This window comes from Rhodococcus sp. NPDC127527 (assembly GCF_042672245.1).
In the GTDB taxonomy this organism is placed as follows: domain Bacteria; phylum Actinomycetota; class Actinomycetes; order Mycobacteriales; family Mycobacteriaceae; genus Rhodococcus_G.
On record NZ_JBHXVP010000004.1, the window covers coordinates 130,966 to 149,131 of the forward strand.

At 70.4% G+C, this 18,166-nt stretch carries 19 protein-coding genes; 6 read left to right on the forward strand and 13 right to left on the reverse strand.

The annotated features are described in order from the left end of the window. The first annotated feature begins 93 nt into the window (after nt 1-93). Nucleotides 94-297: a hypothetical protein gene (locus tag ACFVH2_RS09200; RefSeq protein ID WP_378421731.1), complete on the forward strand. Its 204-nt coding sequence runs from the start codon at nt 94-96 to the stop codon at nt 295-297. Between the two features lie 11 nt (nt 298-308). Here the strand turns inward: ACFVH2_RS09200 and ACFVH2_RS09205 are convergent, their stop codons facing one another. The 7 genes from ACFVH2_RS09205 to hemL all read right to left on the reverse strand — a co-directional run bounded on the left by ACFVH2_RS09205 (nt 309) and on the right by hemL (nt 8,263). Then, a complete protein-coding gene (locus ACFVH2_RS09205) occupies nt 309-1,955 on the reverse strand; it encodes an NTF2-like N-terminal transpeptidase domain-containing protein (protein ID WP_378421733.1) in 1,647 nt (548 codons plus the stop codon). 179 nt (nt 1,956-2,134) lie between these two features. Next, on the reverse strand, nt 2,135-3,118 hold the full coding sequence (gene ccsB, locus ACFVH2_RS09210; protein ID WP_378421735.1) for a c-type cytochrome biogenesis protein CcsB: 984 nt from the start codon (nt 3,116-3,118) through the stop codon (nt 2,135-2,137). A 16-nt stretch (nt 3,119-3,134) separates the two neighbouring features. Beyond that, entirely contained in the window at nt 3,135-4,862 is a 1,728-nt protein-coding gene (locus tag ACFVH2_RS09215) for a cytochrome c biogenesis protein ResB (RefSeq protein ID WP_378421737.1), read from the reverse strand. Beyond that, entirely contained in the window at nt 4,859-5,692 is an 834-nt protein-coding gene (locus ACFVH2_RS09220; RefSeq protein ID WP_378421739.1) for a cytochrome c biogenesis CcdA family protein, read from the reverse strand. Before ACFVH2_RS09220 ends, ACFVH2_RS09215 begins: the two co-directional genes overlap by 4 nt. Continuing rightward, a complete protein-coding gene (locus tag ACFVH2_RS09225; RefSeq protein ID WP_378421741.1) occupies nt 5,689-6,300 on the reverse strand; it encodes a TlpA disulfide reductase family protein in 612 nt (203 codons plus the stop codon). Before ACFVH2_RS09225 ends, ACFVH2_RS09220 begins: the two co-directional genes overlap by 4 nt. Next, nucleotides 6,297-6,965, reverse strand: a complete 669-nt coding sequence (locus ACFVH2_RS09230) for a histidine phosphatase family protein (protein WP_378421743.1) — start codon at nt 6,963-6,965, stop codon at nt 6,297-6,299. Before ACFVH2_RS09230 ends, ACFVH2_RS09225 begins: the two co-directional genes overlap by 4 nt. Nucleotides 6,966-7,009: 44 nt before the next feature. Beyond that, nucleotides 7,010-8,263, reverse strand: coding sequence for a glutamate-1-semialdehyde 2,1-aminomutase (gene hemL, locus ACFVH2_RS09235; RefSeq protein WP_378422178.1), 1,254 nt, complete (start codon nt 8,261-8,263; stop codon nt 7,010-7,012). Between the two features lie 286 nt (nt 8,264-8,549). Here hemL and ACFVH2_RS09240 point away from each other — a divergent pair, with 286 nt between their 5' ends. Beyond that, nucleotides 8,550-10,088: an ATP-binding protein gene (locus tag ACFVH2_RS09240; RefSeq protein WP_378421745.1), complete on the forward strand. Its 1,539-nt coding sequence runs from the start codon at nt 8,550-8,552 to the stop codon at nt 10,086-10,088. Between the two features lie 19 nt (nt 10,089-10,107). Here the strand turns inward: ACFVH2_RS09240 and ACFVH2_RS09245 are convergent, their stop codons facing one another. Beyond that, nucleotides 10,108-10,479: a hypothetical protein gene (locus tag ACFVH2_RS09245; RefSeq protein WP_378421747.1), complete on the reverse strand. Its 372-nt coding sequence runs from the start codon at nt 10,477-10,479 to the stop codon at nt 10,108-10,110. Nucleotides 10,480-10,588: 109 nt separating this feature from the next. Continuing rightward, a complete protein-coding gene (hppD, locus tag ACFVH2_RS09250) occupies nt 10,589-11,782 on the reverse strand; it encodes a 4-hydroxyphenylpyruvate dioxygenase (RefSeq protein ID WP_378421749.1) in 1,194 nt (397 codons plus the stop codon). Between the two features lie 133 nt (nt 11,783-11,915). Here hppD and ACFVH2_RS09255 point away from each other — a divergent pair, with 133 nt between their 5' ends. Continuing rightward, on the forward strand, nt 11,916-12,383 hold the full coding sequence (locus tag ACFVH2_RS09255) for an Lrp/AsnC family transcriptional regulator (RefSeq protein WP_378421750.1): 468 nt from the start codon (nt 11,916-11,918) through the stop codon (nt 12,381-12,383). On the opposite strand, the gene ACFVH2_RS09260 is transcribed toward ACFVH2_RS09255, so the two are convergent. The 4 genes from ACFVH2_RS09260 to ACFVH2_RS09275 form a co-directional block, all read right to left on the reverse strand. Continuing rightward, on the reverse strand, nt 12,384-12,713 hold the full coding sequence (locus ACFVH2_RS09260; protein ID WP_378421752.1) for a thioredoxin family protein: 330 nt from the start codon (nt 12,711-12,713) through the stop codon (nt 12,384-12,386). Nucleotides 12,714-12,757: 44 nt separating this feature from the next. After that, a complete protein-coding gene (locus ACFVH2_RS09265) occupies nt 12,758-13,183 on the reverse strand; it encodes a winged helix-turn-helix transcriptional regulator (protein ID WP_378421754.1) in 426 nt (141 codons plus the stop codon). Nucleotides 13,184-13,216: 33 nt separating this feature from the next. Then, nucleotides 13,217-14,590, reverse strand: coding sequence for a bifunctional lysylphosphatidylglycerol flippase/synthetase MprF (locus ACFVH2_RS09270; RefSeq protein WP_378421756.1), 1,374 nt, complete (start codon nt 14,588-14,590; stop codon nt 13,217-13,219). A gap of 91 nt (nt 14,591-14,681) precedes the next feature. After that, complete coding sequence (locus ACFVH2_RS09275) at nt 14,682-15,986, reverse strand: class I SAM-dependent methyltransferase (RefSeq protein WP_378421758.1); 1,305 nt, start codon at nt 15,984-15,986, stop codon at nt 14,682-14,684. A 157-nt stretch (nt 15,987-16,143) separates the two neighbouring features. On the opposite strand from ACFVH2_RS09275, the gene ACFVH2_RS09280 reads away from it, so the two are divergent. The 3 genes from ACFVH2_RS09280 to ACFVH2_RS09290 are packed head-to-tail and all read left to right on the forward strand — an operon-like array spanning nt 16,144 to nt 18,160. Continuing rightward, the gene (locus ACFVH2_RS09280) at nt 16,144-16,563 is read left to right on the forward strand and encodes a molybdopterin-binding protein (RefSeq protein ID WP_378421760.1); all 420 of its coding nucleotides are present in this window, start codon (nt 16,144-16,146) and stop codon (nt 16,561-16,563) included. Continuing rightward, complete coding sequence (gene modA, locus ACFVH2_RS09285; protein ID WP_378421761.1) at nt 16,560-17,354, forward strand: molybdate ABC transporter substrate-binding protein; 795 nt, start codon at nt 16,560-16,562, stop codon at nt 17,352-17,354. The genes ACFVH2_RS09280 and modA overlap by 4 nt, the downstream gene beginning before the upstream one ends. Continuing rightward, nucleotides 17,351-18,160 carry an ABC transporter permease gene (locus tag ACFVH2_RS09290; protein WP_378421763.1) on the forward strand — a complete coding sequence of 270 codons (810 nt, stop codon included), beginning with the start codon at nt 17,351-17,353 and terminating at the stop codon, nt 18,158-18,160. The genes modA and ACFVH2_RS09290 overlap by 4 nt, the downstream gene beginning before the upstream one ends. Nucleotides 18,161-18,166: the final 6 nt, after the last annotated feature.

Here is an 18,166-nt window from a genome sequence, read left to right on the forward strand (position 1 = left end):
CCGGCAACCGCCCGTTCGCCGTTCTGCCGTCACGGATCGTGGTCGTCGTCAGGGCTCGATCACGCGACTACCCTGGATCAGAGGAGGTGCGTCGTGATCTACCTGTTGGCGCTCGTCGGGCTGGTGACGCTGGCCGTGTTGCTGTGGAAGGCCTTCGGGCCGGACACGCAGGCTCCGCCCGCCGGCCGAGTCGTGGGTCCGGACGACGATCCGGAGTTCTTGTGGCAGATGAACCGACGGAACCACCCCCGGTCCGGCGACACCCCGGACACCAACCCGGGCGACCACTCCGACTGATCGTCCGCCGATCAGGCCGGCGGCTTCGCGAGCGCCTTGAACATCCGGTCGGTCATCTTGACCGCCTGATCGCCGCCGTCCGCGTTCTGCACGAACACCGCGAACGCCAGGTCGCCGCGGGAACCGTAGAACCAGCGGTCGTCGTCGTGCGCGCCCGTCGCGCCGACCAGGTCCCCGTAACCGGCCAGGAGGTTGGCGTTGCCGCGCTGCACCGTGTCACGCATGACCCCGCGCAGCTGGTCGACGACCGCGGACGGCAGCGGCGGCGCCGTCTCCGTGGTCGTCGCGGGCTGTCCCGCCGCGATCACCGGGACGGTAGGGGCGCCCCGCGAGATCGCCGCGGCCACCAACGCCATCCCGAACGGGCTGACCATCACGTCGTCGGACTTCTTGTCCGACGCCGCCCGCATCAGGTTGGGTCCGCCGCTCGGGAAGGTCGCGGTCTGCTGGTCGAGGCCGGGAATCTTGTAGCCGAGCGCGAGTCCGAGCTCCTTCGCCGCGTGCTCGACGTCGGTGTTCTGCGCCGCGGCGGCGGTGCGGACCAGGTCGAGCGCCGAGCCGGACGGGTACAGCCCGGTGAACGCGATCGGCCCCTGGTCGCTGGCCTGGTTGTTCTGTGCGACCGCGAGCAGCGCACCGGTCGACGGCTGGATCGCGACGATCGCGGCGGGCGTGCCCACGCTCACCACCGCGTCCTCGGCGGCCAACTGCAGGCGCGGCTCGAGCGTCGACCGGATGTCCGGCCCGGGCGGACCCTGGTAGCCGGTGAGCGGAGTCCGGGAGCCGTCCGGGGCGACCGCGTTCACCGCCCACCCTGCGGTCGCGTCGCGGTTCGCCTGCCAGACGTTGCGCATCGCGTCCACGACCGGGCTGGTGACCCGGCGGTCAACGGTGATGAGCTTGGGCTGGGTGTCGATCACCACGCCGGGGATCGCCCTCAGGTCGTTCTCGAGGACCGCGAAGTCCCCGTCGCGCAGGCTCACCGCGGTGATCTGCTTGCCGTGCGCGGCGGCGAGGTCCTGCTGCATCGACTCCGGGGTGATCAACGGGGCGACCGGTTCGATGACCTTCGCGAGCCGGATGGTGGTACCGACCGGATCGGGCGTGGTCGCCGGGTCGAGCTTCACGGCGTTGATGCGCTGCTCGGTCATCATCGGCACGCCCGAGATGTCGAACACGGTCGGCGGCGCGGCGTCGGTTCGATCGAGTTGGAGGATGCGGCCGTTGCCGATGCCGGGCGCGAGGGTCTGTGGGTTCCAGGACACCCGCCATCCGACCGACAGCTTCCGGACCCAGCCGTTGACGTTGTAGTTCCAGGTGCGGTCCTTGCCGAGGTCCCAGGTCGCCGCGGCGTTGAACATGCCGGAGTCCGGGCCGAGGCTGATCACCTGGTTGACGTCGAAGTCGACCTTCTCGGGCCCGAGTGCGTCGAACATCTGCTTGATCGACGCTTTCGCGGCGCTCGGATACGAGGTCACATCGGCGGCGGCGTCCACATCGTGCGCGTTGAGGGCCCCGACGAATTCCGCGACCACCGATTCGGGGTCGTACGTCTTCGTTTTGTGCAGGACCCCTGAGACCACGCCGATCCCGAGCACCAGCGCCGTGCCCAGCGCGATTCCGTTCCAGACCCGAAGCGACCGCCGAACCGTGCGCATGTATCGATCATCGGGTATCCGCGGCCGAGATGTCTGGCGACCGAACCGCCGAAGTGGTCACAACTACGCCACAGTTCCGTGACCTTCGGGGTCGATGGCCGCTCGCCCGAAACCAGCTCGTGACCTGACGCCCGATCACGAGCCGCCACGGTAACGATTCGCCCGATTCGGCGCGGCGATCAGCTCAGGCCGGCGTAGGAGTGCAGTCCCGACACGACCATGTTGATGATGAAGAGATTGAACAGCATTGCCACGAAACCGGCGATGTTGATCCACGCCGCACGGGTGTTCCGCCAGCCCGAGGTCGCGCGCGCATGCAGGTAGGCGGCGTAGATGACCCAGGCGATGAAGGACACGGTCTCCTTGGGGTCCCATCCCCAGAACCGGCCCCACGCGGCCTCCGCCCAGATCGCACCGAGGATCACGCCTGCGCCGAACAGCGGGAAGGCGATGATCGTGGTCTTGTAGGCGAGCCGGTCGAGGGTCTGGGCGTCGGGCAGTCGGGAGGCGAGCTTGCCCCAGAAGCCGCTGGACTCCTCGCCCTTCGGCTGGCGCAGCCGCAGCAGGAACATCAGGCTCGCGACGCCCGCGACCATGAAGATGCCGCTGCCGACGCTGATGATCGTCACGTGGATCGGCAGCCAGTAGGACCGGAGCGCGGGCACCACGGGCGCGGCGTCGGCGTAGAGCACCGTGGCCGCCAGGAACATCAGCGGAATGACCACGACCAGCACGTACACCCACAGCGACCGGTACGTCTGGCTGCGCAGCGCGACCAGCCCGACCACCATCGACGCGGCCGTCGCCATGGTCACGAACTCGTACATGTTGCCCAGCGGGAACCGATCGGTGGCGAAGCCGCGCAGCACGATCGACGCGATCTGCAGCGCGACACCGACGACGAGGACGGCCATCGCCATGTTGCCGAGCCGCTCGGACCAGGGCTTGCGGGGCTCCTCGATCACCCGGCCGGGGACCGCGGCGCTCGGCGCGGGGTTGGGCCCGCCTGCCCCGACGAGCTCGCGCGCCTCGCGCTGCGCCACCGCGTCGGCCTTGGTGGTGGCGAACTGCGCGATCAGCAGCACGAAGGCCAGCACGTAGATCGCGAACGAGGACTGGAATGCCAGGTCGCTGTAGCGAGCCAGGTTTTCGTTGATCGGCATCGTGTGTCTCCTGCGCTCAGGCGCGGTTCTGCGGGGTCGACTGGTCTGTGTTCGCTTCGCCGGCGCCGCTCCTCAGGTCGCCCAGCAGGCGGCCGGAGAGGCGGTCGAACTCGTCGCCCCAACCGGCCTGGTCGGTGCGGGCGAGCCCACCCAGTTCTACTACGGTACGTCGTCGTTGCGGGTCCAATGTATCCGACACAGTGTCGGCATCATCCGGCGCGGGGTACACCCGCACCCAGATCCGCCTGCGCTTGATCACCAGCGACACCAGCAGCCCGGCCATCATGGTCAGCGCGAACACCAGCACCCACCCCTGCGCCGGATCGTGCGAGACCTGCAGGTTCACGAATTCCTTGGCGCCGTCGAACCGCACCTGGGTGCCGTCCGGCAGCGTGGAACTCTCCCCCGGCCGCAGGTTGACGCGATCCTGTTTGGTCAGCCGACCCTGGTTCACCAGTTCCTTGCTCAGCGAGAAGATCGACTGCGGCAGTCCGGTGTCCAGGCCGGTGTCGCCCTTGTAGATGTCGATCGCGACCGCCGGATCCTGCATCGCCGGGTAGCTCGACGAGAGCAGGTTGCCGTGCATCAGCGCGGTCGGCGCGAACAGTCCCTCGAGCGCGATCTGGTTCTTGCGGCGCTCCGCCGAGTCCGGGTACATCCCGCCCGGGGGGTCGAACCGCATGGCGCCGCTGGACAGGAACGTCCGCGCGTCGTCGGGCCGCCACTGCAGGGTCTCGGTGCGGGTCTCGCCGTTGGGGAAGGTCACCGTGAAGGTCGGGGCGAACCCGTGACCCTGCAGGTAGACCCGGTCGCCCGCGACCCGGAGCGGGTGGTTGACCTGCAGCTGGTCGCTGCGCCAGGTGTTCGACGCGATGTCGTCCCCGGACTGGTACTCGATGTTCGAGGTGAACATCTCGGCCTGCCCGTTGTCCAGGTAGTCGGCCTTGAAGTCCTTGACCCGCACGCACAGCGGCGTCATGCCGGTGCCGTCCTCGACATTGCCCGCGCGGAACGAGTCGAACACCGCCGGGGAGGTGGTGCAGATGCCGGGGCCGTCGTCGGCGATCACGATGACGTTGCCCTCGTAGCTGAACAGCTTGCCGATCGCGATCGCGGCCAGCAGGCCCACCAGCGACAGGTGGAACACCAGGTTGCCCGCCTCGCGCAGGTACCCCTTCTCGGCCGACACGGCGATCTCGCCCGGCCTGCCCGCGCGCAACTCGGCGCCGGTACGGGTGCTGGTCTTCCAGCCGCGCAGCCTCGCGCGGACGGCCTCGGCGACGGCCTCGGGCGCGGCGTCGACCGTCGCGTCCGCGTGATGCGGCAGTCGGGCCAGGTTGCGCGGCGCGGCCACCGGCTTGGCGCGCAGGGCCAGGTAGTGCTCCCAGCAGCGCGGCGTGATGCAGCCGATCAGGGATACGAACAGCAGCACGTACACGGCGGTGAACCAGAAGCTGCCGAACACGTCGAACAGTTCGAGCTTGTCCATCAGCGGCCCGAGGGTGGGCCGGTTCGCGATGTACTCGTCGACCTTGCCCGCGTTCAGGCTGCGCTGCGGCAGCAGTGCGCCCGGGATCGCGGCGAATGCCAGCAGGAACAGCAGGACCAGCGCCGTCCGCATGGAGGTCAGGCCGCGCCAGGTGTTGCGCACCAGTGCCACCGCACGGCCGGCGAGCGACTGCCGCGCCGGCGGAGTCGGCGAGGCAGCGTCATCGTGCACAGTCTGTTCTTCGTTGACCGTCATATCGGCAACGTCACCTCCGAAATGAACGCGTCCCGAACCCACCCGACGAAGACGTCCCACATGCCGGTGACCAGGGCCAGGCCCACCGCCACCAGCATCACGCCGCCGAAGATCTGAATCAGCCGTGCGTTGCGTCGCAGCCAGCCGACGCCGCGCAGCGCGCTCACCGACCCGAAGGCCAGGATCACGAACGGCAACCCGAGTCCGACGCAGTACGCCACGATGAGCGCCACCCCGCGCGCGGCGGTCGCGCCCTCGGTGCCCGCCGCGACCGACAGCACGCCGGCCAAGGTCGGCCCCAGGCAGGGCGTCCACCCGAGCCCGAACACCGCGCCCAGCATCGGCGCCCCGATCAGCCCGGACACCCGTCGCGGCTCGAACCGGACGTCGCGCTGCAGCGCGGGCACCAGACCGATGAACACCAGACCCATCGCGATGGTGACCACGCCGCCGATCCGCTGGAGCACCTCGCGGTTGACCGTCACCGCGGAGATGAGCCCGAACACCGAGACGGTGGCCAGCACGAACACGACGGTGAAACCGAGAACGAACAGTCCCGCCGCGCCCGCGACGCGCAGTCGCGCGGCGCTCTTGGTGTCGGTCCGGCTCTTCAGCGCGCCCGCCTCGGCCGCGGTGACCGCAGGCGCGTCGGCGCCGACGACGCCGGCCAGGTACGACAGGTAGCCGGGCACCAACGGCACCACGCACGGCGACGCGAACGACACCAGTCCGGCCAGCATGCACGCGCCGAGTGCGAGCAGCAGCGGTCCGGACGCCGCGGTGTTCTGGAAGCTCTCGCCTATCCCGGCGGCGAGCGTTGCGGTATTCACTGTTCTGCCGCGACCCTCTCGACCACCGGCTGCAGGTCCTCGGCGAGCAGCGCCTTGAGGAAGACCGCGGCGACCCGGTGCTCCCGGTCGAGGACCAGGGTGGACGGGATGACGCTGGTCGGGAAGCTGCCCCCGAGCGCGGTCAGGGTGCGCATGGACGGGTCGTAGATCGACGGGTAGCCGACCTTGTTGTTGACGATGAAGTCCTGTGCCTTCTGCTGCTGGTAGTCCTTGACGTTGATGCCGAGGAACGCCACGCCCAGGTCCTTGGTGTTGTCGTACACCGTCTCGAGTGCGTCGGCCTCGCCGCGGCACGGCCCGCACCACTGACCCCACAGGTTGACCACGACGACCTTGCCGTCGAAGTCGGACAGCGAGGTCGTCTTGCCGTCGACCATCACGTCGGGACCGGACATCGGTCCGAGGGTGCCGCGCTCGCTCGGCGGGTCGTAGTAGATCTCGGTCTTGCCACCAGGCGAGACGAAGTCGAAGGTGCCGCCCTGCGCGACCGCGTCGGTACCGGTACCGCAGGCGGTCACGAAGACGGCGGTCGCCAGGACCGCCGCCACCCCCGCCAGCGCCCGGGGTGCGGCCGCACGTCGCCTCATGCCCCGGTCACCCTCGGATCGGACGCGCCCGCGGGCTCCGAGTAGACGATGTCGACGAGGGTGTCGCCCTCGTACACCAGCGAGGTGAGCGAGGCGAGGCCGCACTGACGGTGCCGCGGGTCGTGCCACAGCCGCTCGCCCTGCAGGAACCGGCGCAGGGTCCACACCGGCAGCTGATGGCTCACGCACACGGCCTCGTGCCCGACCGCCGCGACGCGGGCCGCGTTGACCGCGGCGAGCATGCGATGCGCGATCTGCAGGTACGGCTCGCCCCAGGACGGGGTGAACGGGTCGCGCAGCTTCCACCAGTGCCGCGGCCGGCGCAGCGCGCCGTCTCCGACGGAGACCTTGAGCCCCTCGAACTCGTTGCCCGCCTCGATCAGGTTGTCGTCGGTGGCCAGCGTCAGCCCGTGCTCGTCGGCGATCGGCGTCGCCGTCTCCTGCGCCCGCTGCAGCGGCGAGGCCACCACGTGGGTGATGTCGTGACCCGCCAGCACCGAGGCGACGGTGCGAGCCTGCGCCTGGCCGGTGACGGACAGCCGGTAGCCGGGGAGCCTGCCGTACAGGATCCCCTTCGGGTTGTGCACCTCGCCGTGCCGGAGAACGTGCACGATGGTGCGGGATTCGGCCGGGTCTGCGGGCGGCGTCTGCTGAGCGCTGGTCACGTGGTCTGCTCCGTGAGCTAAGGGGCGGGAGGAACGGTCGGGGTCTAGCTGGTCGGCGTCGCGGCTGCGGCTGCCCGCGCGGCGGCGGGCAGCGCGTCCGCAATGCGGTCGAACGCGGCGTCGTCGAGGGCGGCCGAAACGAACCACGCCTCGTAGGCACTCGGGGGCGGGTACACGCCGCGGGAGAGCAGCGTGTGGAAGAAGGCTGGGAACCGCCAGGTCTCGCTGGCCTTCGCCGCCGCGTAGTCGGTGACGGGGCGGTCGGCGAAGAACACGCTCACCATGGTGCCTGCAAATTGCACCTGGTGCTCGACCCCCGCCTCGGTGAGGGCGTCACCGAGCAGCCGGCCGAGGGTCGCGGCGTTACGTTCGAGGGCGTCGTACACGCTCTGGTCCGCGGCGCGCAGGCTGGCCAGTCCGGCAGCGACGGCGACGGGATTCCCGGACAGGGTGCCCGCCTGGTAGACCGGGCCGGCCGGCGCCAGGTGCGCCATCACGTCGGCGCGACCGCCGAACGCGGCCGCGGGCAGGCCGCCGCTCATCACCTTGCCGAAGGTCGTCAGGTCGCCCGCGACGCCGTCGAGCCCGTACCAGCCGGCGGAGCTGACCCGGAATCCCGTCATCACCTCGTCCATGATCAGCAGTGCGTCGTGGGCGGTGCACAGCCGGCGTAGGCCCTCGTTGAAGCCGGGCAGCGGCGCGATCGCGCCCATGTTGCCCGCGGCGGCCTCGGTGATCACGCACGCGATCTGGCCGGGATTCGCGGCGAACACCCGCGCGACGGCGTCGAGATCGTTGTAGGGCAGCACGATGGTGTCGGAGGACTGGGCGCCGGTGACGCCGGGAGAGGTGGGCAGGCCGAAGGTCGCCAGGCCCGAGCCCGCCTCGGCGAGCAGCGCGTCGACGTGGCCGTGGTAGCAGCCGGCGAACTTGACGATCTTGGTGCGGCCGGTGAAGCCGCGGGCCAGGCGCACGGCGCTCATCGTCGCCTCGGTGCCGGAGTTGACCAGACGGACCGCGTCGACGGAGCCGACCCGGTCGACGATGGTCTCGGCGAGCTCGATCTCGCCCTCGGTGGGGGCACCGAAGGACAGTCCGGTCGTCGCCGCCGTGCGCACGGCCTCGACGACCGCGGGGTGCGCGTGACCGAGGATCATCGGACCCCACGAGCACACCAGGTCGACGTAGTCGTTGCCGTCCACGTCGGTGAGGGTGCAGCCGGAGGCGCTGGCGATGAACCGGGGCGTGCCGCCCACCGAGCCGAACGCCCGCACCGGGGAGTTGACTCCCCCGGGGATGACCGCACTGGCCCGTTCGAAGAGCTGGGCGGACTTCGCGGGGACATGCCCGGCGCCGCCAGGATTGGGCTGCGCGGATGCGCCGGTGGATACAGTCACGACCCCCAGTGTCCCAGTTCCTGCGATCTTGACAACGACAGGGTGTAGGAGAATGCGCCGGAACGAGGCGAAACACCGGACCGCACCCGGCACAGTCGCCCGAAACACCAGGTACGCCGCCCCGCGAAACGACTCGACGGACCTGCGGAGTGACATATCAGACACTCCGGTCGCGCAGAATGTCCGCATGGAACCCACGATCGACGCGTTGCAGGACCACCGCCACGAACTGTACGAACGCTTCCAGGTCGCCCAGGTGGCCGTGTCCGCCGACGGTCGCGAGGTGTCCTTCGCGGGCCCGCTGGAGATCGGCGTCGAGGTCGGCGGGTTCGCGGTGATCGAGTTCGACGGCGGCCGCGGGGTCGTCGTTCAGATTCGGGCGGTCGACCTGGTCGAGCGCGAGGGCCCACAGCTCGATTTCACCGTGCGCGACGGGATGGCGCGGATCGGCGTGGTCTCGGCCAGCGCCCGGCCGTTGATGCGCGCGCTGCACGGGACGGCGACCACCCTCGGCGAGTTCACCGACAGTGGTTTCGTCGAGCGGCGGGCGGTCGAGTCGTTCGGCGAGCATCCGATTCGCCCGGCGAGCGGCGCCGAGACCGCCGCGATCGCCGCGGGCCTGACCGGGACCGAGGCGACCATAGAGATCGGTGTGCTGCGGCAGGCGCCGGACGTCCCGGCCCGGCTGCGGGCGAAGGGGTTCGCGCGGCACACCTTCATGTGCGGTCAGTCCGGTTCCGGCAAGACGTACACCACTGGTGGGCTGCTCGAACGGCTGCTCGGCTCGACCGAACTGCCGATCGTGGTGCTCGACCCGAATTCCGACCACGTGTTCCTCGGCTCCTGCGATCCCGAGGACGGGTCCGAAGCGGCGGCGCGGCACCGGGAGGTCGCGCCGGGGGTGCACGTCGCGCGGGCGCGCGGCTACGACGCGAAGCACACCCTGTGCATCGACTTCAGCGACCTCGACCTGGACGCGCAGGCCCTGCTGCTGCGGATGGACCCGATCCGCGACCTCGACGAGTTTCGGGCGCTGCGCCAGGTCACCGCGACCCTGACCGTGCCCTACTCGGTCCACGACCTGGCGGCCGCGGCGGCCGGCCACCGGGACACCGAGCGGCTCGCCGCCCGGATCGGCAACCTGCGCATCACGGAGTGGGATCTGTGGCGTCGCGGCGACGAGCGGTCGGCGGTCGAGTACGACATGAGCGCCGCCCGCTGCGTGATCGTCGACCTCGGGAGCCTGTCGCGGCCCGACGAGCGGACTGCGGTGGCGCTGGCGATCCTCGGCAGGCGCTGGGCGGGCCGGCGTCGCCGCGAGCCGGTGTTGCTGGTCGTCGACGAGGCGCACAACGTGCTGCCCGCCGTCACCGACGACCCGCTCCTGAAGGCCACCGCCGACCTCGGCATCCTGATCGCCGGGGAGGGCCGCAAGTTCGGCCTGCACCTGTTCGTGGCGACCCAGCGACCCGGGAAGGTGCACCCGAACGTGGTCTCCCAGTGCGACAACCTGGTGCTGATGCGGATGAACGGTGCCGCCGACATCGAGGACCTGTGCGCGCTGTTCTCGCACGTGCCCGCCCCGATGCTGCACCGCGCGACCGGGTTCGGGCTTGGGCAGGCGCTGTTCGCCGGGCCGATCGCGCCCGTTCCGCTGCTGACTCAGGTGGGGGTGCGGGTCAGCCCCGAGGGCGGCGGGGACGTGCCCACGACCTGGGCGGGGTGACGCCCACGGATCGTTCCGACTAGATGACGGGCGTGGGGTTGTCCACGATCAGGCCGTGGCAGACGCCGGTCGGCAGGCAGAACTCGTTGACGCGCACCATCCCGATCCGGACGCCGTCGACGACCCGGTAGAAGGAGAAGCTGCGACCGTCGATGCTGTGCGCGCGCACGTCGGGCAGCGTGGTGAGGTCCTTGTTGGTGTTGAACAGGTCGTCCTGGTTGAGCACCGGGTTGACCAGGAACTCGGTGTGCGAGCCGTCGGCCAGCGGGGTGAACCGCTCGGCACCGGGCGCTGCCGGCGCCGCGGTTGCGATGGCGGCCGAGGCGGCCAGCACGGCGACGGATCCGGCGGTGGCGGCGACGATGCGGGTGACTCGGGTGACAGTGCTCATAGTTCACAGATGAAACACGACCGGCGCATCATTTGCCAGGACAACCAATACCGATCGGGTCACGGTGCCCGCTGGGACGTGCCGGACCGGCCGACTGTGACAGTGGGGTTCACAGATTGCCGCGCGCCGCCTGCTCGCGCTCGATGGACTCGAACAGGGCCCGGAAGTTGCCCTTGCCGAAGCCGAGCGAGCCGTGACGCTCGATCAGTTCGAAGAAGACGGTGGGCCGGTCGCCGAGCGGCCTGGTGAAGATCTGCAGGAGGTAGCCGTCCTCGTCGCGGTCGACGAGGACCCCGCGCGCCTTGAGCTGGTCGACGGGCACCCTGACCCGGCCGATCCTGGCCCGCAGCTGCGGGTCGTCGTAGTAGGCGTCCGGGGTGTCGAGGAACTCCACCCCCGCCGCCCGCAGGACGTCGACGGCGCCGAGGATGTCGTCGGTGGCCAGGGCCAGGTGCTGGCAGCCGGGTTCGCCGTAGAAGTCGAGGTACTCGTCGATCTGCGAGCGCTTTCGCCCGACCGCCGGCTCGTTGAGCGGGAACTTCACCCGGTGGTTGCCGTTCGCGACGACCTTGCTCATCAGGGCGGAGTACTCGGTGGCGATGTCGTCGCCGACGAACTCGGCCAGGTTCGTGAACCCCATGACCTCGTTGTAGAAGTGCACCCAGTGGTTCATCCGGCCCATCTCGACGTTCCCGACGGCGTGGTCGAGCGCCTGGAACAGGGGACGCGGCCCGCCCTCGAATCCGCTTGTCCGCGGCACGAATCCGGGCAGGTACACCCCGTGGTACCGGGACCGGTCGACGAGGGTGTGCCGGGTGCTGCCGTAGGTCGCGAGCGCGGCGAGCCGGACCACACCGTGCTCGTCGGTCTCGTCGCGCGGTTCCTCGAGGACGGTGGCGCCGTGGGCACGGGCGTGCTCGACGCACCGGTCGACGTCGAGGACCTCCATCGCCAGGTCCACGACGCCGTCACCGTGCCTGCGGTGGTGGTCGGCCAGTGCGCTGCCGGGGTCGACGGCACCGGTCAGCACGAACCGCACCGAACCGGACTCGAGCACGAACGACTTGTGGTCGCGCTGACCGGTTTCCGGTCCGGCGTAGGCGACGAGGGTCATCCCCCACGCGGAGACGAAGTAGTGCGCGCACTGGGTGGCGTTGCCGCACACGAACACCACGGCGTCCATGCCGACGACCGGGAAGGGGTCGGCGGCGTCGTCGTGGTCGACGAGCCCGACGAGGCGCCGCAGCCTGGCGCGGCCCAGGTGTGCTGCGCGCTCGTGCGGGGTCAGCCGCGCGGTGGTCATGCCCCCACTGTGACCCCGCCCGGCCGACTGCGCAACGACACCGGTTGACGCTGGTCACCATGTACAGAATGCTGGCCTGTGAGCGGGTTCAGCTGGACATGTTGACCATCGATCCCGCCGATGGGAGAGCCCGATGAGCATCGACCGCCTGGACGCCGACCTGCTGGACCTGCTGCACGCCGAACCGCGGGTGGGGGTGCTCGAGGCCTCCCGGCGGCTGGGCGTCGCGCGCGGCACCGCCGCGGCCCGCCTGTCCCGGCTCGAGCGCAGTGGGGTGATCGCCGGCCTCGCCCCGACCCTCGACGCCGCGGCGCTGGGCTTCCCGGTCACCGCGTTCGCCACGCTCGAGATCGCGCAGGGGCAGGGGCACGGGGCGGTGGTCGAGCACCTCGCGGCGATCCCGGAGGTGCTCGAGGCGCACACCATCACCGGCGCGGGCGACGTGCTGATCCGGGTGGTCGCCCGCACCCACGCCGACCTGCAGCGGGTGATCAACCAGATCGTGGACGGGACGCACGTGCTGCGGTCCGCGACGTCGATCGCGTTGGAGACGCCGATTCCGTTGCGGCACCAGCAGTTGGTCCGGATCGCCGCCGGCTGATCACCCCACCGCCAGGTGCGGGTCGAGCGCCCGCAGGATCGCCGCCCGCGGCTTGGCGCCGGTCAGCCGCTCGACCAGTTGCCCACCCACGAACAGCGCCAGCGTCGGCGTGCCCATCACCTGGTAGTCGCGGGTGGTGAGCGGGTTGACGTCGACGTCGAGGGTGACGACGCGGAGTCGCCCGGCCTCGTCCGTCGCGATCTGCTCGAGCACCGGCGCGATCATCTTGCACGGCCCGCAGTGGGTCGCGGTGAAGTCGACGAGCACCGGTGTACTCGAGTCGAGCACGTCGGCGGCGAAGTCGGCGTCGGTGGTGGCGGCGAGGGCCATGTTCGGTCCTTCTCTCTCGGGCGGCCGGGTCGGGATCGAGCCGGTCAACGGTTCACTTGGGCGATCAGTCGTTGGCGCACACCGACTTCCGCTCCGCACTCGCAGACGAGGCGGGCGGTGACGCGACCGCCGCAGCCGCCGTGCCGGTAGACCACCTCGGGTACGGCGCCGGGCGCGAGATGTCGCTCGCCCCAGTCGGTCAGCGCGGCGAGCACCGGCAGCAGGTCGAGTCCGGCGTCGGTGAGCGCGTACTCGAGGCGTGCCCGACTGCCTGGCAACCGGTACTCACGGGTGTCGAGCACGCCCGCGGCGACGAGTCGCTGCAGGCGGTCCGAAAGCACCCCGCGAGGCGCACCGGTGGCGTCGCGGAGTTCGTCGAAGCGGCGCAACCCGAGCGAGATCTCACGAACCACGAGCAGCGCCCAGCGCTCCCCGACCACGGCCAGGGTCTCGGCCAGAGTGACGTCCACGTAGCTGAATCTATATTTCGGACTCAGCTTTGGCTAGTCGGATCTGCGGTGCGGCACGAACTCGAGGGACAGCAGCACGAACGCCGCGATCGGCAGCATCCGGAAGCTCAGCAGCACGTAGCGACGGTCGCCGATCGAGTGGAACTTCTTCAGGTAGCGGTACAGCGACTCGAGGGCCAGCAACGGATCACCCAGGTGAATCACGTTGAACAGCACCTGCCGCAGCCACCCGCGGTCCTTCTCGTCGAACAGTTCGGGGAAGGCCGCGAAGGCGAGCGAGACGCGTTTTCCGCCGTGGTCGCGGGCGTAGTCGATCATCGCCACGCTCAGCCTCTCGTCGATGCCGTTGGGTGCGTCCTTACGCCGCCATGGCACGTCGAGGCTGATCTCGGTGCCGCGTCCGGCGACCGCGTACCGCTGAAATCCCTGCACCACGCCGTCCCTGTCGCGGGCCAGGACGATCAGCATGCCGGGGTAACGGCCGTCGAGGGCATGGTCGAGGATCATCGAGAAGCCGCGCTCGGCCTGCACACCGTGCGTCTGGGACGCGATCTCGCGCAGTTCCGCTGCCAGTTCGTCCGGTAGGTCCGTCTCCGCGATCACCTCGGTGGTCAGACCGGCGTTGCGCGTGCGGCTCACGGCCTGACGGAGGTTGCGGAATCTCCTGCCGACCATGTCGAAGGTGCCGACCTCGACCACCACGTCGCGGCCGATGGGGACCGCCCGAAGGGGTGGCCACACGGCGGTTTCCCACAGCCCGCGACGGCCCTCGCCGGCACCGAGCACCACGATCCGCCAGCCGCGCTCCCGGCAGAATCGCTGGAACTGCGTCACCAACGCCGGGAACTGCCCCGGGTCGCCGATCGGGTCGCCGCCGACCACCGCCACGCCGAGCCTGGCGTGGTAGCCGATCGCCGCGGACTGGTCCTCCGCGAAGAAGTAGCTCTTGAGCGAGTGCATCGCGAACGGCGCGAGCGGATCCGCGACCGTCCGGTCGACCAGCGCGTACACGCTCGGCAGGCGTTCCGGCTGCGGACGGCTGGATGCAGGCCACATCAGCACCAGTCCGCTGAGGGCGAGCACGGTGAGCGCGATCGCCGAGTGTCCGGTCGCCTGGATCATCAGCGCGGCGAGCACGGTGGCCGCGGCTGCGGCGGCGTGCGCGGCCGTGACGGGCCTGCCGAGGTGCACACCCCGTGCCACGAACAGAGCGGCGAGCGCGAGCGCGAAAACCCAGAGGTGGTGGCCGTTGAAGTGTTTGGCGGTGCCGACCGCGAGCACCACGAGCACGATCGCCGGCAGCCCCACGGCGCCGACGTAGTACGCCGGGTTGTGGCCCGGCCTCGCGACCCGGCGCCGGGCTCCGACGGCGTCGAGCGCCGCTGCCCGATCTCGTGTCCCGGCCACTCGACTCCCTCCCGAACTGTCGGTCGACCGTTGCTCAGGTCACACCACCAGAAGAAACGGTCTTACGCCACAGAATATTTCCGGCCGCCGGTCATCCGGAGCCGTCCGGACCGAGCCATTCCCCACGGGTACGGGGCAGCCCGCTCGCGCCGCGCTCCCCCGGCCGGACGGCAAGCACCTGGTTGACACCGATCCGGCCGCGTTCGAACGCGAGCGCGCTCGCCGTCAGGTACAGCAGCCAGGTGCGTGCCCGGGGCGCCCCGACCAGACGCACGGCCGGGGCCCACTCGCGCTGCAGGTTCGCCACCCAGTGGCGCAGGGTCGACGCGTAGTGCTCCCGCAGTGCCTCGCAGTCGCGGGTCTCGAGTCCGGCGTGCTCGAGTCCGTCGAGAATCCGGCTGAGCGGCAACAGTTCTCCGTCCGGGAAGATGTAGCGGTCGGTGAACGTCGGCGCCGCGTGCCTCGACTCCACGAGCGGCGCGATCGACGATATCGCGTGGTTGAGCAGGCGTCCCTCCGGGCGCAGCAGGGCCGCCATCCCGGCCGTGTAGGCGTTCAACTGCCTGTCCCCGACGTGCTCGGACATCCCGATGCTCGAGATCGCGTCGTACGGCCCGTCCCGGACGTCGCGGTAGTCCTGGAGGCGGATCTCGACCCGGTCCGCGACCCCGGCCTCCGCGACCAGCGTGCGGGCCAGGTCGTGTTGCCGGCGGCTGATCGTCACGCCTACCGCCGAGACTCCGTAGTACCGCGCGGCGTGGATCGGCATCGCCCCCCAGCCGCAGCCGACGTCGAGCAGTCGCATGCCGGGCCGCAGCCGCAGCTTTCGGCACACCAGATCCAGCTTGTCGTACTGGGCGTCCTCGAGCGAACCGCCCTCGCCGCGCGCCCAGTAGCCGCAGGAGTAGACCATCGACGGGCCGAGAATCAGTCGGTAGAAGTCGTTTCCGACGTCGTAGTGGTGTGAGACGACCGCGGCGTCGCGGGCCTTGCTGTGCTTGCTCCCCCGCCGCCGGGCCACCTCGAGCTCGGGGGGTCGCGGGGGCGGTCCGATCGCGCCGAGGCGCAGGAACGTCGAGGCGAAGTGCGCCACCTCGTGCAGGCCGAACGTGCGCAGATCCCTGCGCGCGACCCGCTCGACAACGTCGGGTCCTTCGAGCAGTTCGAACAGGTCGCCCTCGACACCGAGATCGCCGGAGACGTAGGCCCTCGCGAGTCCGAGCTCGCCCGGCGACCAGAGAATTCGGCGCAACGCTCGCCGGTTCCGGAAGACCACGGCAACCCGCGCGGACGGCGGTCCGGCGGTCGACTCGTCCCAGCAGCGGACCCGCAGCGGCAGCGGACCCCCGGCGACGGCCTCGAACACCGACAGCACTTGGGGCGCGGCTGGTTTCATCGAACCACCTCCGACCGGCGGGAGTGATTTTACCTGGCGGCCTGGAGCGACGCGATGCTAAAAGCTCATCCGCGGATACTTCGAGGTATCACACGCGTGAACACTGACCTAGTATCGCAGTCTGCGACGCATCTGCGGAACCGGGACGGAGGGCCACATGTCGTCGATACGCGTCAAGGACGCCGCCGGACTGCTCGGGGTCAGCGACGACACCGTGCGCCGCTGGATCGACAGTGGGGCCCTCGCCGCGGGCAAGGACGAGTCCGGGCGCAAGGTGATCGACGGCGAGGTGCTCGCCGAGTTCGCCCGAGCCCACGCCAGTCCCCCACCCGACCCGCTCGGCACCGGAAGTTCCGCGCGCAATCGGTTCGTCGGACTCGTCACCAAGGTCACCGAGGACAAGGTGATGGCCGAGGTCCAGATGCAGTGTGGCCCGTTCACGGTCGTGTCCCTGATGAGCAGCGCGTCCGCGCGTGAGCTCGGCCTGGTGCCCGGCAAGGTCGCCGTCGCCATGGTCAAGGCCACCACCGTCGTCGTCGAAACCCCCGACACTCACCACCCTGGAGGATCCTCGTGAAACGCACCCTCGGAGCGGCCCTGGTCGCGATCGCCGCCACGGCCCTGGTGGCAGGCTGTTCGACCGCGACCACCGACGATTCCGGGTCGGCCACCACGAGTGGGGCCACACCCGTCACCGGCGAGATCACCGTATTCGCCGCGGCATCGCTCAAGTCCACCTTCACCGAACTCGGCAAGCAATTCGAGCAGCAGCACCCCGGGACCCACGTGAAGCTGAACTTCGCCGGCTCCTCCGACCTGGTCGCGCAGCTCACCCAGGGCGCGCCCGGTGACGTGTTCGCCTCCGCCGACACGGCGAACATGACCAAGGCCACCGACGCCGGACTGGTCGCCGGCACGCCGGTCGACTTCGCCACGAACACCCTGACCATCGTCACCCCGCCCGGCAACCCCGCGCACATCGCGACATTCGCGGACCTGGCGCGACCGGACGCCCAGGTGGTGGTCTGCGCGCCGCAGGTGCCGTGCGGCGCCGCGACGAAGAAGATCGAGACCGCCACCGGCATCACCCTGCATCCGGTCAGCGAGGAGTCCTCGGTGACCGACGTGCTCGGGAAGGTCACCTCGGGTCAGGCCGATGCGGGCCTGGTCTACGTCACCGATGCGGCGGGCGCCGGAGACAAGGTCACCACCGTGGCCTTCCCGGAGTCGGCGGGCGCGGTGAACACCTATCCGATCGCCACCCTGAAGGCGTCCGGCAACCCCGCCGCCGCACAGGAGTTCGTCGCCCTGGTCACCGGGGCCGACGGCCGGAAGGTGCTGTCCGCAGCGGGGTTCGCGACGCCGTGACCCGGGCGCGCGGCGGCGGAGCGGTCCGGGTGGGACTTCCCGCCTGGGCCTACCTGCCCGCCGCACTCGGCGTCGCCTTCCTGCTGCTGCCGCTGGTCGCGATCCTCGTCGAGATCGACTGGGCGAATTTCCTGCCGCTGATCACGTCCGAATCCTCGCGCGTCGCACTGCTGTTGAGCCTGAAGACCGCGGCGGCGAGCACCGCCCTGTGCCTGTTGCTGGGGATCCCGCTGGCACTGGTGTTGGCACGCGGGAGCTTTCGCGGCCGGTCGCTGCTGCGCGCGCTGGTGCTGCTGCCGCTCGTGCTGCCGCCGGTGGTCGGGGGCATCGCGCTGCTGTACACCTTCGGCAGACAGGGCCTGCTCGGGCATCAGCTCGAGGTCATCGGCCTCCGGATCGCCTTCTCCACGACCGCGGTCGTGCTGGCCCAGACCTTCGTCTCGCTGCCGTTCCTCGTGGTCAGCCTCGAGGGATCCCTGCGGGTGGCGGGCCGCGGGTACGAGACGGTGGCGGCGACGCTCGGCGCCCGCCCGACCACCGTGCTGCGCCGGGTGACGCTGCCGCTGGTGCTGCCGGGACTGGTCTCCGGCGCGGTGCTCGCCTTCGCGCGCGCCCTCGGCGAGTTCGGCGCGACCATCACCTTCGCCGGTTCGCTGCAGGGCGTCACCCGCACCCTGCCGCTGGAGATCTACCTGCAACGCGAGACCGATCCCGATGCGGCGGTGGCACTCTCGCTGCTGCTGATCGTGGTCGCGGCGCTGATCGTGGTCGCCACCCGCGGCCGCCGGATCGCGGGCGCGCTGTGAATGTCG